Raw genomic sequence first — 14814 nt, forward strand, 5'->3', positions numbered from 1 at the left:
TTCCTTATAAACAATCAATCAAACGAGGTAAATATGTTGAAAAAGCTACTTACAACATTCCTCTTTGGGTTCATATTATGTGCTACTACATATGCCCAGAGTGGAACCGTTACAGGTACAGTTACTGATGCCAATACGGGAGAGCCGTTAATTGGTACTACTGTACAAATCGTTGAACTGAATCGAGGTACCCCATCAGATATTGATGGAACCTTTGAGATCGACAATGTTCCTGCCGGTACTTATACCCTGCGGGTTTCTTTTGTTGGTTACCAAACTTTCGAAGAAGAAATCGAAGTTGGATCAGGGACACTTACTGTTGACGTTGCACTTTCCGAGGACGTTCTCGGAATCGGTGAGTTTGTGGTTACCGCCCTTGGGCAGGAAACCAACGAGCGTGCCGTAACCTTCGCAACACAAACGGTAGATGCTGAAAAGCTAAACGTAACCCAGGATATTAACGTAAAAACAGGTCTTGCCGGTAAAGTTGCCGGTGTACAGATCGCCGGACAGGCCGGTTCTAAGCTTGGTGATTTTGGTAGTATCCGTATTCGTGGTGCTATTTCACTCACCAATGAACTCGCTGAGCCCCTGTACGTAGTTGACGGTGTTCCTGTGAACGACCCTAATGCCATCGACATGAATAATGTGGCTGACATTAACGTTCTTAAAGGCCCTAACGCTACTGCTCTTTACGGACAGCGTGGTGAATCAGGTGTGGTTTTGATCTCTACAAAACGAGCTAACCGATCCGGTGTAAGTGTTGAGTTGACCAACTCCCTTACTTTTGATCAGGTTGCTTACCTGCCTAACTACCAAAACGAATATGGCCAGGGTTATAGTGGCGAAGGTGAATGGTCTACGTTCAACTACGACAACACCTCCACCCTTCTTATTTTCAGGATCTTGATGGAGTGAGATTTATTTCTTCCTCTTATGCTGATGAAAGCTGGGGTCCAAAATTTGACGGACAGCCTTATGCCCCATGGTATTCATGGTTCCCGGACAGCCCTTATTATGGAGAAACCGTTCCATACGAAGCACAAGAAAATAATATCAAAGACTTCTATGACACCGGTGTTGCCAACAAAGCGGGTATTGCTGTAAATATTTATAATAACAGCTATTCCGGCCGTATTGCCTACACCAACCTTGCTCAGAACGGTATCATACCTTACTCTAACTTAGATAAGCACTTTTTGAGCGGTCGGTTTAACTACGACGTATCAGAAGACTTTAACGTAGGTGCAAATGTGAATTTCACCACACAAAGTGTTAACGGAGACGTTTATTCTGACGGTTATGGTAATAACACATCCGGTTCTTTCAACTCATGGTTTGCACGTAACCTGGACATGAGCAAAATGCGAGAACTTAAAAACCTTACTACCCCGGATGGTTACTATGCATCCTGGAACTGGTGGGGACCAAATCTTTACCCATATGGTGGAGATGATGACGGATATCAAAAAGCTACTTTCTGGTTCAACCCATATACTTGGACCAGCCAGTATGATATCAACCGTCAGACCGACAACCTTATCATGAATGCAGAAGCAAGCTATCAGATCAGTAATGAACTTGAACTATCTGCTGCTGCCAATACGGATCGTCGTAACTACACTCGCGAGTACTATATTCCTTATAACATTGATTACTCAGCTGCAAACAGTAGTGATTTCTATAACTACTATGTTAACAGCTTTGGTGTTTGGAAAGACGAACGTCAGGAAACTAACTTTGACGGTCGTTTGAACTATCGCAGTAATTTCGATGATTTCAACGTAGATGCATTTGTTGGTGGTAATCTTCGCTTCGAAAATTATAACCGCTTTAATGCTGATATGAGCACCGGTAACTTCCAGAGTGGTGGATTGATCATCCCTGATGTTTATTCATTTGCCAACTCTGCTGAGCAGATCACTCCGGTTGCTACCGACTGGGAGAAAAAAGTTTACTCCGTATTCGCTAAGGCAAGCATTGGTTACCAGGATTTCATTTATCTTGATGGTTCTTTCCGTCAGGACTGGAGTTCTGCACTTCCTGCTGACAATAACGGATATGGCTACCCATCTATTGGTGCTTCTTTCGTATTTAGTGAGCTGATCGATAACGATATCCTGTCTTACGGTAAGTTCCGTGCAGGTTGGGCACAGGCAGGTAACGACGTAGGTGCTGAATCTATTAACAGTGCTTTCGCTCTTTCCAGTAACCCGTATTCTAACCCAATCACAGGAAGCAGTGTACCATTGTTGTTCACTGATAATACGTTCATCGATCCAAACATCAAGCCTGCCTTGAACTCTTCGTTCGAGACCGGATTTGATCTTCGATTCCTTGATGACCGTATTGCATTCAATGCTACATATTACAATGAGACTCGTAAGGATGAGATCATCCCTGTTTCTCTTTCAAGTACAAACGGTGCACAAAATTACCTTACAAACGCCGGTACTTCCGAGCGTGAAGGTATTGAGTTGACCCTTCAGGGCGCCCCTGTTCAAACCGAAGATTTCCTTTGGGATGTAACGGTTAACTGGGCACAAAACTCTACTATTGTAACCGCTCTTCCTCAGGGATTAGATACTTATGACTTGAATACGAGCCAGGCTTTCGACTTTGTTTTTGTAACCCACAAACTCAATGAAGAGTGGGGACAGCTTCGAGGCGCAGGTTTTGCCCGTGATGAGAATGGTAACAAGATCATCAATCCAAACGGAACCTATGCCGTAGAACAAAACCAATTCTTTGGTTCTGTACTACCTGACTTCACCGGTGGTATTCTAAACACCTTTGCTTATAAAGGTTTAAGCCTTACCGCTTCTATTGACTTCCAGAAAGGCGGACAGTTCTTCTCACTCTCTGAGCAGTGGGGTTACTACTCCGGACTATTGGAAGAAACAGCCGGGCTTAATGATAAAGGAAACCCGAAACGTGATGCTGTTGCCGATGGCGGTGGTGTACATGTAACCGGTGTTGATGCTAATGGTAATAATGTAGACATGTACGTACCGGCCCTGAATTACTACGGTCAGTGGTACTCAAACCGTCTTGCTGAACCATTTATTCATGATGCCAGCTATGTTAAGCTGCGTGAACTAAGCTTGTCTTACAATCTGCCTGACCGAATCATTGGCGGATTCTTTAATTCCGCTTCTGTTGGAGTCATTGCACGTAACGTGTGGCTGATCGCCGTATCTGACGACAACGTACACGGATGGGATCCATCTGAAATGTCTCAGGTATATGGTGAGAACGGACAGCTTCCGGGTACCCGAAGCTTCGGTTTCAACGTAAGACTAACCTTTTAATCATTTACAGAATCATGAAGAAACTATTAATATTACTCCCGCTGCTTTTCATCGGCTTTTATGGCTGTGAAAACGTAGACTTTGGAGACACAAACGTAGATGACGATGCTGTAACACAAGCCGATGCACAAGCCTTGATGGCCGGTGCTATGAACCGGTTTTTTACACTCGGTGGTCGAGAGTATGTTGCCCGGCCTACCCTGTATGTTCAGTATCAGTCTCAGAATGTATACACCGATGAGTCTCGTTATAATGAGGCGCCATCAACGTGGACAGGCTACTATGTGCAAACATTGAGTAACCTGAAAAAAGTAGTAGATATCAACTCACAGGATGAAGTACCTATTTCTGTGACTGTATACGGTGCACCGACTAATCAGATTGGTGTGGCTGAACTGATGAGTGTACTCATCTGGAAACGAGTTACCGATTCTTTTGGTCCGGTTCCTTATGAAGGCGCTTTAGGTGAAGAAAACCTTACCCCTGCATATACCGGTCAGGAAACTATTTACCGTGACCTGATTGCCCGAGCTAAAACAGCTCGTGATATGCTGGATGCAAACCTTCCCGGTCCTACCGGTGATGTTGTATATGGTGGTGATGTAACCAAATGGCAAAAATTTGCCAACTCTTTCATCATGTCACTTTCTATGCAGCTCACTAAGAAGTTTCCAGGAGCCAGTGGTTTTGCTGCAACGGAGTTTTCTGCTGCCTTGAATCATTCAGCAGGTCCGATTGAGGAAGTCGCTGATGAATTCTGGTATCAGCATCAGAATGTTTCCGGAGCAACCAACCCTTACTCCAACTTCCGTGGTGCTGACTACTCTCTTTCTGCACCTTTCGTAGATGCATTAAGTGGTGAATCCGGAAATACCGGTACTATTGGATATTCCAATACTACTTATGATGAGCGATTAGTTCTGTTTTCTTCAGACACCAGCTTAGCCGGTCGTCCATATGGATATGAAAGTACTTCAGGAACATATGCAGCCATTAGTTCTGCTATCAAAGCTCCTGATGCTCCCTTCCCATATATGACTGCCGCCTATACTTATCTCAACCGTGCAGAAGCTGCAGAATTAGGCTGGACTAGTGAAGTGCCCGCAGACATGTTTCAGGAAGGAGTCAACAAATCCTTTGAAACACTGGATGCTCACTTTGTTGGAGATGGAAGTCTGGAAGCTGAAGCCACTAACTATGTAACCAATCGTGTGATCGATTACGGTACAGAAGGTGCCTTGCAAGTGATCCGTGAAGAGAAATGGGTAGCCCTGTTTCCAAATGGACATGATGCCTGGAGCGAATGGAGAAGAACAGGTATTCCTACTCTGACTCCAGCAGCTGAACCATTGAACAATGGTAATATCCCAAGAAGATATTTATATCCTGCTGATGAAGCCGGTGTAAATACTGAAGCTTATAATGCAGGTGTGAACATGTTGACCCCAGGTCAAGATAGTAACACTTCTCGCTTCTGGTGGGATATTGACTAAATGAATATTTATTCATTTGAAAAGAAGGCCGGCTTTTTTAAGTCGGCCTTTTTTATTTTCTTCTACCTTCTAACCAATAATAAATTCATTGTTAGCAGGTTAATGATTCGCAGTTAGTTTAAGTGGCAGGAACTCCTTAACTACACATTCCTTACTTTTGGCTGCAAGTGTTCCCAAACGTCATTTTTTATTTTAAAGGGATTTATGAAATACAATTATTACAAGATCTTTTTCTCTTTCACCCTCCTTTCCCTGCTTCTTATATCTACAGGCTGCAATAACGAATATATTGAAGACATTGACCGAGGCCTTGGATATAACTATCGCCCCGGGCATCCTGAATTGCGAGCCGCTGCTTCCGGACAGATCAGAGAGGATAACACCCCTGTAATTATTGTATCAGGAGATTTGGTGAAAGGCAGCCTTATATATACGGATAACGGAACCTCATCCTATGAGGCGAACTTTACCGTTGAAATATTAGTCAGAGAGGCTTCTGATAATAGCTCTCCATATAAAAAGCGGGTAATTGAAGACCGGATACAAGCACAAAACACCAGTATCACAAATAATCAGGATGTTTATCGCTTTGAAGAAATATTTGAAGTTGAACCCGGGAAATATGAAATCCAGATTATTGTAACAGATCAAAAATCAAACAAGCGCTCTCTTCAAACCCTTCAAACCGAGATACCGGATCCCTCCGACCAAATCTCTCATATAACAGAAATACGGGTACTTGGAAAAAATACATCCAACGAACAAGCCCCTTTCAATCAAGCCACCACTTATGATATACCTTCACGAATAGATTCTCTGAAGTTTGTTTTCCAGGTAACCAATAGTAAACCGGATGCCCCTATCGAGATCACCTCGAGGTTGCTTAAATTCCGCTCCGATACTTCCATTGCACGGCCTATGTCGTTCAATAACTATTCAAGTTCAAGCATTCAATACCTGGGTATCGACTATAATAAGTACGATGTAATCCAGCAATCTTCCCGGATACTGGAACAAACCGGAAGTGTGATCATTGAGCTCTCCTTTTCAGATCTGCCCCGGGGAAACTACCGGCTGGAAGTAAGATCAGAAACCGATGAAGACAACGAGCTCTTCAAAGCCCGTGACTTTGGCATCAAAAGTGAAAATTATCCTTCCCTAAAAACACCGGAAGAACTGGCACGGCCACTTTATTATCTCATGGATGACAAAGAGTATGAAGAATTGATGTCTCATGAAGACCCGAAAGAATTGAAAAATGCCATTGACCGGTTTTGGCTATCCAATGTTCAAAATTCAAATATGGCTAAAAACGTCATATCTCAATATTATCAGCGGGTTGAAGAAGCCAATAAACAATTCTCCAATTTTAAGGAAGGCTGGAAAACCGATACCGGAATGATCTACATCTTATTCGGCCCGCCCCTTTACAACGATCATTTCTCTGATCAGATGCTTTGGTCCTATTCCTATAATCAGGAAGATCCAGAACGAAATTTTCTATTTGTTCAGCCCAAACTCAAAAATGAGTTTTATCCTTTTTATCATTTTATCCTCCAAAGAAGCTCATACTACCATACCATTTATTATCGGCAAACTGAGAGATGGAGATCCGGAACTATATTAAGTACTAACCTCTAATTATATCATTGGCTGTTGAATGGTTTCTCGCCCCGAACATATTCCGTTCCAATTCCAATTCATAATCCTGTTACTATTAGGGTTTTTAGGCACTTCCTGTTCATCCAGTTACTCCGGTAAAGCAGATATAGGCTCAGAGGAGACCGTTGTTCCGGGCCTGCCCTTCATTACACTAAATGCTTCTTCCAATATTACCGAAGATCAGCAAACCCAGGCCATTTTGTTTCTTTCCATTCAGGAAAACAGCCTTATATATAAGAATCAACAAGATTCGCTGATCAGTCGCATTGAAATTTGGGCAGAGATCACCCCTGATGATGCCCCACCTGTAGTCAGCGATATGTATCAAATTTTGCTTGGTAAAAGTCCTGACACAAAATATTATGAACAGAACACCATATACCGACAACTTACCTATAATATTCCGCCCGGCGACTATAATATCAATTTGAAGATCACCGATCTTCACTCCGGAAAGTCAACCATCAGAAAGCGAAAAATCCATATCCCAGACCCTGATTCTGATGAAACTGCGGTAAGCCAGGTTCGTTTCTTTCACAAACCATCCCCGGATGCTGATTTTGTGGCAGTGAATGGCTACAATGTAAACATGGGATATGATTCCCTGAAGTTTTCCTTCCAACTTTTGAATGGAGAAGCTGACAAACCCACGGAAGTTGAACTAAAACTCGTGCGTTTTACGGCAGATCTCGATCCGGCTCGGTCCATGAGCGGGCGGGAACACCGAAATTCTTCCCTCGTAAAAAAAGGACTTGATTATACAAGGTCAGAAACCATTCAATCTACCAAGCGAATCTTGAATTCACCGGGCAGCGTCACCATTGAGAACACCTACACGGAGCTGCCCCGCGGAAATTACCGTTTTGAAGTATCCGTGAAACAACCCTCAGCAAAGACGCTCTACGAAGTCAGAGATTTTGGTATTAAAAGCGAAAATTACCCGCAAGTAAAATCATCTTTTGAACTTGCCCGGCCTCTCTACTATTTGATGAATGAATCAGAATATAATGACCTTTTGGCGATCAAGAACGCCGACTCTTTGAAAAAAGCCATCGATAATTTCTGGTTAGGAAATATTAAAAATGCCCCCAAAGCACGGGAGATCATCAGGCTTTACTATGAGCGGGTTGAGGAAGCCAACAAGCAGTTCAGTAACTTCAAAGAAGGCTGGAAAACGGATCCCGGGATGATCTATATCCTTTTTGGGCCTCCTTTATACGTTGACGAGGGGTTTGGTGAGATGACATGGTTCTACGATTTTGATACCGGAGTGGAAGAACGCGGCTTTTACTTCGATGATCCGAGATTTGGAAATAATAAATTTCCCTTCCATAATTTCCAGTTAGAGCGATCAGATGACTTTTTCGGCTTACAATATCGGCAAATACAGTCCTGGAAAGACGGTTCCATTATTTATTTAAGTCAATAACCCTTCAAATCTGACTTGTAAATATTTTATTTCTGCTTTGTTTTTAAGAGACAAACTTTTCATATTAGATACTGTTTGATACGTGAATGAACGTAAATTAACTGTTTAAAGTTATTTACCTATTCATTCTCACTAACCCTTTAATTAAAATCAAAGCTACTATGTTTAAAAAGCTACTATTCATGGCTCTCGCCATGTTTATGTCTGTTAGTGCTTATGCACAAAGCGGTACATTGACAGGTGAGGTCACCGACGCTGAAACAGGAGAAGCCTTAATTGGTGCTACTGTTTACATTGAATCTATTCAAAGAGGTGCACAGACCAACATTGATGGTGAATACACGATTAATGATATTCCTTCTGGCACGTACACTGTTAGTATCTCATACGTTGGATACCAAACATTTGAACAAGATATTGAAATTGGATCAGGTACTACGACCCTCGATGCTCAACTTTCTGTAGACCTTGTAGGTCTTGACGAAGTAGTTGTAACCGGTTTTGGTACTATTGACCGACAGGCATTTACCGGAACGGTTTCTTCTGTTTCCTCTGAAGCACTTGAAAGCGTACCTGTTGCATCTGTTGACCAAGCCCTTCAGGGTAACGCTGCCGGTGTTGTTGTTACTTCCTCTACCGGTACTCCAGGTGCGGTTCAGCAGATCCGTATTCGTGGTATTAGTTCTGTAAATGCTGATACTGACCCATTATTTGTTATTGATGGTGTTCCTGTTATCAACGGAAATAATGCCGCTTCCGGTGCAACCAGTTCTCTGGGAGTATTGGCTAACCTAAGCTCAAGCGATATTGAGTCTATCACTATCCTTAAAGATGCTGCTTCTACTGCTCCTTACGGTGCCCGTGGTACCAACGGTGTAGTTGTAATCACAACTAAGCAGGGACGCTCAGGTTCTACAACCTATTCTGTTTCTGCTCAGCGTGGTTTTAACAGCCGTGCTGTAGAAGGCGAAACACCAATGGGTGCTGAAGCTTGGGATGCTTTGTATTACACAGCTGCAGGTAATTACTTAGAATCTGGTTTTGGACTTCCTAATACACGTGCCGCTGTTGATCAATACATTGGTACCAGTGGTTGGGATGGCGAAACTGATACTGACTGGGGAGAAGTTGTTCGGAATGAAGATGCTGTTCAACAAGAATACAACATCTCTGCCCGTGGCGGTAATGACGTAACTAATTTCTATGCTTCTGCCGGAATTTTTGGACAGGAAGGTCAGGTTATTGGTTCTCAGCTGGATCGAATCAGTGGTAGTCTGGATGTCTCCCACAGATTGGATGATCGTGTTCGTATCCAAAACAGCTTCAACGGTTCATTTGTTGAGCAAGACGGTATTCTTGAAGGTGCCGGTTACTTCGGTAGCCCTGTTTTGGCCGAATATTTTATGAAGCCTATTGACCGTGCTTATAATGATGATGGAACTCCAAACATCAATAACTTAAGCACCAATATTTTTAACCCTGTATATGTTCAGGCTAATGATATTGATCGTAAAAGAAACTATAGAATCCGTAATAACACCAAAATTGATGTAAATATCGCCGAAAACCTGATGTTTACTACTCGTTTTGCTGCGGATTATCTTGAGACCGAAGAAAAATATTACAACGATGTATTCTACGGAGACTCTGATGACGTAAGCGGTTCTGTAGATGATATCAGTACCCGTAACTTCAACTATGTATGGCAAAATGTTTTGAGTTACATCTGGGTACCTAATTCAGATCATAACTTTACTTTTAAAGGTATTTCTGAAAGCCAGCGTAACTACAACTACTACCTGGAAGCTTATGGTGAAGGTATTGCCGCTCCAGGCTTGTATAACCTGAACACTGTTGCTTCTCCTCAGTTTGTAGGTTCTTCTACAACCGACTGGGCTGTTCAGTCTTTCACCGGACTTGTGAATTACGGTTTCCAGGGCAAGATCTATGCGGATGCCAGCTTGCGCTATGAAGGAAACTCTCGCTTCGCAGAAGATGAGCGTTGGGGAACTTTCTGGTCTCTTGGACTTGGATATGTTATCACAGAGGAAGAATTCATGCAAGATCTTGACTTCCTGAACTACCTGAAGGTTCGTGCTTCTTATGGTAAAACAGGTAACTCAGGTGTAGGTCTGAATCAATACCAAGCTACGGTTGGATTTGGTAGTTATTACGATATCTCTTCTATTCAACCTTCAAACTTAGGTAACCGAAACCTGACCTGGGAAACAGCTAATTCTGTTGATCTTGGTTTGGAATTTGAAGTATTAGAAAGAGTTTCAGGTGGTGTTACTTTCTTTAGAAAAGACAGTAAAGACCTTCTTTTCAACGTTCCACTTTCAAGAACAACCGGGCACAATTCTCAAACCCAAAATATTGGTGAACTGTACAACCAAGGTATTGAGATCGAAGCTAATGTTGACGTTGTTCGTACCCGCGACTTCAAATGGAACATTGGTGGTAACTTCAGTAACATCAAGAACGAAGTAACCGACCTTCCACAAGACGGTAATGGTGAAGATATCGAAATCACTACCGGAACCCGATATACTGCTGTTAGAGGCTACGAAGTGAATGCATGGTATATGCGCGGATGGGCCGGAGTTGATCCTGAAAATGGAGATCCACTGTGGTACACCGATGAAACTGAAACAGCTACTACCAATAACTACAACGAAGCTGAGCGCTATTATCAAGGTGCAAATGCGCTTCCAACTACTTTTGGTGGTGTTAACACCCGCTTTGATTTCATGAATTTCTACGCAAGTGCAAACTTGTATTATTCATTTGGAAACAAAGTATATGACAACTGGGCATTTTACATGAGATCTGATGGTGCTTTCGGTTCTGCTTTTGGTCAATATGCCAGACAAGCAGATTACTGGACACCTGAAAACACAGATGCTCCTAACCCTCGTCCATTGTTAGGTGGTAACCTTAATTCTAACAGCGGATCTTCTCGATTCTTATATGATGGAGACTATCTGAGATTGAAAACTGTAAACATCGGTTATAATGTACCGGCTAAATACCTGCAAGAAATCGGTCTGAAATCAGCTACCGTATACTTTGTAGGACAGAACCTATGGACTTACGTATTTGACGATGAACTCAATTACGACCCTGAAGTTCAAGCCAGTGGTTTCACCAGCTTACAAGCTGCCCCACTGAAGTCTGTTACTTTCGGTGTTAAAGTTAACTTTTAAGGAATAATGACAATGAAGAATATTTTTAAACTTACACTAGCACTGCTCGTTGTAGCAGGAATAAGTACTGGTTGTAGTGACTTTTTGGAGCCTTCTGTAGATCAGAACAAGCCCACAGATACAGCTATCCAGTCCATTGATGACTTAAATTCTGTAGTACTCGGTGCTCATGATTTCATGAATTCAACCGGGTTATACGGACGAGATTTTGTTGCCGGACCAGAAGCAATGTCCGACAATGCTTTTTCTAACCAGAATTCAGGACGATTCATCGTTCAATCCCAGTTTAACTTCACTGAAAACAGTGGATATGCAGAAACTATTTGGGATGACTTCTATGAGGCAATAGCTGCAGCTAACATTGCAATTGGCGCCGAACTGGAATCAACACCTGCTGTTGATTACGCAAAAGGGCAGGCTTATGCTATTAGAGCTTTTGCCCACATGCAACTTCTGCTGAACTTCGGTCAGCAATTTTCAGGTGGAACGCTTGGTATTCCTTACATTACTACTTACAATGAAGGAAACTTGCTCCCTGCTCGTGAACCCGTAGCTGACATCTGGAATAAGATCGGAGCTGATTTCGAGCAAGCTGCAACGCTTATGGATCCTTCTTTGGATGCAGGAAACCCGGTATTTATGAATCATACCGCCGTAAAAGCTCTTCAGTCACGTTATTATCTATATACTGCTGAGTTTGACGCAGCAATTGCAGCTGCAGACGCTATCCTTCCCGGATACACTCCTGTTTCTGCTGCTAATTTAGCTGCAGCTTGGGCATCCGGATCTGGACCAAATGCGATTTTCGAAATGGGTTTCACTTCTACCAATAATGTTGGTAATAATAGCCTTGCTCGAATTTATCGTGACACTAACTACGGTGATGTTGAAGCAACTCAAGACCTTTACGATGCCTATGATCCTAATGATGCTCGTTTGGATTTATTTAGCGTTGAAGGTGATACTATCCGTATCAGCGGAAAATATGTTGATGAACTTGGTTCTGACAACACTCGTATCATCCGTTTTGCTGAAGTATGGCTTAATAAAGCGGAAGCTCTAGCACGTAGAGGTGGAGCTGCTGACCTGATTGAGGCCGTTGACATGATCAATACACTTTCTACTGCAAGAGGTGTAAATGATCCTTATACATATGGAACTCAAGCACAAGTCATTGCTGATGTACTAGCTGAACGACGTTTAGAGCTCGCATTTGAAGGTCACCGTTTATTTGACCTTGCCCGTCACGAGCTTAACATACCATATGTTAGCGTTCCTGGTAGAGGAGTTAATTTCATGACAAACGGTCCAATTCCATTTGGAGATCAAATGTTTGTGTTGCCAATTCCTCAGGCTGAAATGGATGCAAACTCTAGTATGGATCAAAACCCTTATTACACCAACTAATTTTTTTAGTTGTGGATAATTTTAAAGCCCTCATCTTTCGGTGAGGGCTTTTTTTATTTCTCCCTCTTCCAATCTATTTATTTTATCCTCTTCTTTTAAGAATGAGTTCTCTGTAAGTCTACTGCTCTTCTCAGCTTATCTGTCTAACTAACATTGGGTAATTACACCGCAATAAAACGTCAAATTGTAGTTATAGGAGGTACAGGTTTCTATTCTTTGCCAGAATAGTTTGAAGAGCATAAAAAAAGCCCTCTGAACTGGATCAGAGAGCTTTTAAAGTGACGTGCAGATTCGAACCTGCGTCCGCCAGCCGGCGGATAAGAGCCCGACGAGCTAGCCAAATTTTTCATGGACACATTTCCATACATATTCCCGTCCCTGTGCAGACTTTAATTGCGACTCCCTTTTCATCGCTTGCTTTTTCGTCTCAAACTCTTCCGTAAAAACGACCTCCCACGGTCTGAACTTAATCGTCCATCCTTTCTTGCCCAATTTATTATGAGACAATAGTCGTTGTTCTAAATTAGAAGTATATCCTACATAAATTTTCTCATATTTCAGCGAATATAGTGCATAGACAGTGAACATAATTAATTACCCCAATCCATTCTATTTTGGATAAAAAAAAGGCTTCCTGAACTGAATCAAGAAGCCTTTAAGTAGTGGCGGGGGCAGGATTCGAACCTGCGACCTTCGGGTTATGAGCCCGACGAGCTACCAGCTGCTCCACCCCGCGGTGAAGGCTTTAAATATACGGGTAAACTCCCCCCGATATCAAGACAAATTTCAGATTTATTTTTTAAAATCTTGTTTGAGGCTTTTGCTATTTTCGAACAAAAATTTAAGCAGGTAAAATATGATTTCATCAAAGAAAGCCATTGAATTGGAAGATCAATACGGAGCACATAACTACCACCCGCTACCGGTGGTGTTGGCCAAAGGAGAAGGTGTTCACGTTTGGGATCCTGAAGGCAATAAGTACTATGATTTCCTGTCTGCTTACTCTGCTGTAAACCAGGGACACTGTCATCCAAAGATCACCAAAGCGCTTACAGATCAGGCATCAACGCTTTGCCTTACATCCAGGGCCTTCTACAACAATGTATTGGGCGAGTATGAAAAATACGTAACGGAATACTTCGGGTTTGACAAGGTATTACCCATGAATACCGGGGCCGAGGGAGTGGAGACCGCCATCAAAATTTGTCGAAAATGGGCTTATGAGAAAAAAGGGATTCCTGAGCAAGAAGCGCAGATCATAGTGCTGGAAAATAACTTCCATGGCCGTACTACTACCGTAATCTCGTTTTCTAATGATCCTGATGCACGCAAAAATTTTGGGCCCTATACGCCCGGGTTCATCAAGATCCCATATAACGATCTGAAAGCACTCGAGGAAGCACTTAAACAACCAAATATAGCCGGTGTATTGGCCGAACCGATTCAGGGCGAGGCCGGAGTCGTAGTTCCTGATGATGATTATATCCCTAAAATGGCCGAATTGTGCCGAACTAATAACGTATTGTTCATAGCGGATGAAATTCAGACCGGCATTGCAAGAACCGGAAGTCTACTTGCCGTATGTGGAAATTGTAGTTGCGGGGGACACTGTGAGCGTCAAGCAACCTATACCAAACCTGACATCCTCATTTTGGGTAAAGCACTTTCCGGAGGAGCATACCCGGTATCAGCGGTCTTGGCCGATGACCCCGTCATGGATGTAATCAAACCGGGACAGCACGGTTCAACCTATGGAGGGAATCCCCTGGCTTGCAAGGTGGCTATTTCTGCACTTGAAGTGGTCAAAGACGAACATTTGGCTCAAAATGCCCGGAAATTAGGAGCAAAATTTCGTTCAGAGATGCAAAAGTTAGTTGATGAGTTCGACCTTTTCGTAAAAGTGAGAGGAAAGGGTTTACTGAATGCCGTCATTATCAATGATACCCCCGAGAGTGATACCGCCTGGAAATTTTGTGTATCCCTAAAGGATAATGGATTGCTTGCAAAACCAACGCACGGAAACATCATCCGTTTTGCCCCTCCCCTTGTTATGACCAAAGAACAACTCTCAGAATGCGTAAAAATCATCCGAAAGACCATAGAAGGTTTTGATAAATAACATTCAGTTCGAGATAAAACTATTCCTTTGTAGTCATCTCTGCCTTTGCCGGCAAAAGCAGGAATGCCCCTTCAGAGATATTATATCGAACTCACGGTAAATAGGTTTTTCTCCGCTCAACAAAAGGACAAGAAATATCTATTTTTAACTTTAGTGAATTTAAACGCTATTGAGGCACTCAAGTTGA

The 14814-nt window shown here is 42.6% G+C and carries 9 protein-coding genes and 1 tRNA gene; 8 read left to right on the top strand and 2 right to left on the bottom strand.

Features of this window, described 5'->3' with window-relative positions; genetic code table 11:
• Nucleotides 1-33 precede the first annotated feature (33 nt).
• From B151_RS0105510 to B151_RS0105540, 7 genes are all read left to right on the top strand, one after another.
• Nucleotides 34-918, top strand: a complete 885-nt coding sequence (locus B151_RS0105510) for a carboxypeptidase-like regulatory domain-containing protein (protein ID WP_026166507.1) — start codon at nucleotides 34-36, stop codon at nucleotides 916-918.
• Nucleotides 855-3311, top strand: coding sequence for a TonB-dependent receptor domain-containing protein (locus tag B151_RS0105515; RefSeq protein WP_083909869.1), 2457 nt, complete (start codon nucleotides 855-857; stop codon nucleotides 3309-3311). Before B151_RS0105510 ends, B151_RS0105515 begins: the two co-directional genes overlap by 64 nt.
• 14 nt (nucleotides 3312-3325) lie before the next feature.
• Nucleotides 3326-4804, top strand: a complete 1479-nt coding sequence (locus B151_RS0105520; RefSeq protein WP_020402614.1) for a SusD/RagB family nutrient-binding outer membrane lipoprotein — start codon at nucleotides 3326-3328, stop codon at nucleotides 4802-4804.
• 204 nt (nucleotides 4805-5008) lie between these two features.
• On the top strand, nucleotides 5009-6445 hold the full coding sequence (locus B151_RS0105525; protein ID WP_020402615.1) for a GWxTD domain-containing protein: 1437 nt from the start codon (nucleotides 5009-5011) through the stop codon (nucleotides 6443-6445).
• Nucleotides 6446-6464: 19 nt separating this feature from the next.
• Nucleotides 6465-7895, top strand: a complete 1431-nt coding sequence (locus B151_RS0105530; protein ID WP_020402616.1) for a GWxTD domain-containing protein — start codon at nucleotides 6465-6467, stop codon at nucleotides 7893-7895.
• A gap of 161 nt (nucleotides 7896-8056) precedes the next feature.
• Entirely contained in the window at nucleotides 8057-11101 is a 3045-nt protein-coding gene (locus tag B151_RS0105535) for a SusC/RagA family TonB-linked outer membrane protein (RefSeq protein ID WP_083909870.1), read from the top strand.
• Between the two features lie 12 nt (nucleotides 11102-11113).
• Nucleotides 11114-12508 carry a RagB/SusD family nutrient uptake outer membrane protein gene (locus tag B151_RS0105540; RefSeq protein WP_020402618.1) on the top strand — a complete coding sequence of 465 codons (1395 nt, stop codon included), beginning with the start codon at nucleotides 11114-11116 and terminating at the stop codon, nucleotides 12506-12508.
• A 333-nt stretch (nucleotides 12509-12841) separates the two neighbouring features.
• On the opposite strand, the gene B151_RS20430 is transcribed toward B151_RS0105540, so the two are convergent.
• Nucleotides 12842-13096, bottom strand: coding sequence for a GIY-YIG nuclease family protein (locus tag B151_RS20430; protein ID WP_020402619.1), 255 nt, complete (start codon nucleotides 13094-13096; stop codon nucleotides 12842-12844).
• 75 nt (nucleotides 13097-13171) lie between these two features.
• A tRNA-Met gene (locus B151_RS0105550) sits at nucleotides 13172-13244 on the bottom strand.
• A 120-nt stretch (nucleotides 13245-13364) separates the two neighbouring features.
• Here B151_RS0105550 and rocD point away from each other — a divergent pair.
• Nucleotides 13365-14627, top strand: coding sequence for an ornithine--oxo-acid transaminase (rocD, locus tag B151_RS0105555; protein WP_020402620.1), 1263 nt, complete (start codon nucleotides 13365-13367; stop codon nucleotides 14625-14627).
• Nucleotides 14628-14814 lie beyond the last annotated feature (187 nt).

It is taken from the genome of Gracilimonas tropica DSM 19535 (assembly GCF_000375425.1).
Lineage (GTDB): Bacteria > Bacteroidota > Rhodothermia > Balneolales > Balneolaceae > Gracilimonas > Gracilimonas tropica.

Bases quoted from the DNA above. Each gene is read 5' to 3' on its own strand.
- B151_RS0105535 (WP_083909870.1), top strand. From the start codon at position 8,057: ATGTTTAAAAAGCTACTATTCATGGCTCTCGCCATGTTTATGTCTGTT.
- B151_RS0105530 (WP_020402616.1), top strand. From the start codon at position 6,465: ATGGTTTCTCGCCCCGAACATATTCCGTTCCAATTCCAATTCATAATC.
- B151_RS0105515 (WP_083909869.1), top strand. From the start codon at position 855: ATGGTCTACGTTCAACTACGACAACACCTCCACCCTTCTTATTTTCAG.
- B151_RS20430 (WP_020402619.1), bottom strand. From the start codon at position 13,096: ATGTTCACTGTCTATGCACTATATTCGCTGAAATATGAGAAAATTTAT.
- B151_RS0105520 (WP_020402614.1), top strand. From the start codon at position 3,326: ATGAAGAAACTATTAATATTACTCCCGCTGCTTTTCATCGGCTTTTAT.
- B151_RS0105510 (WP_026166507.1), top strand. From the start codon at position 34: ATGTTGAAAAAGCTACTTACAACATTCCTCTTTGGGTTCATATTATGT.
- rocD (WP_020402620.1), top strand. From the start codon at position 13,365: ATGATTTCATCAAAGAAAGCCATTGAATTGGAAGATCAATACGGAGCA.
- B151_RS0105540 (WP_020402618.1), top strand. From the start codon at position 11,114: ATGAAGAATATTTTTAAACTTACACTAGCACTGCTCGTTGTAGCAGGA.
- B151_RS0105525 (WP_020402615.1), top strand. From the start codon at position 5,009: ATGAAATACAATTATTACAAGATCTTTTTCTCTTTCACCCTCCTTTCC.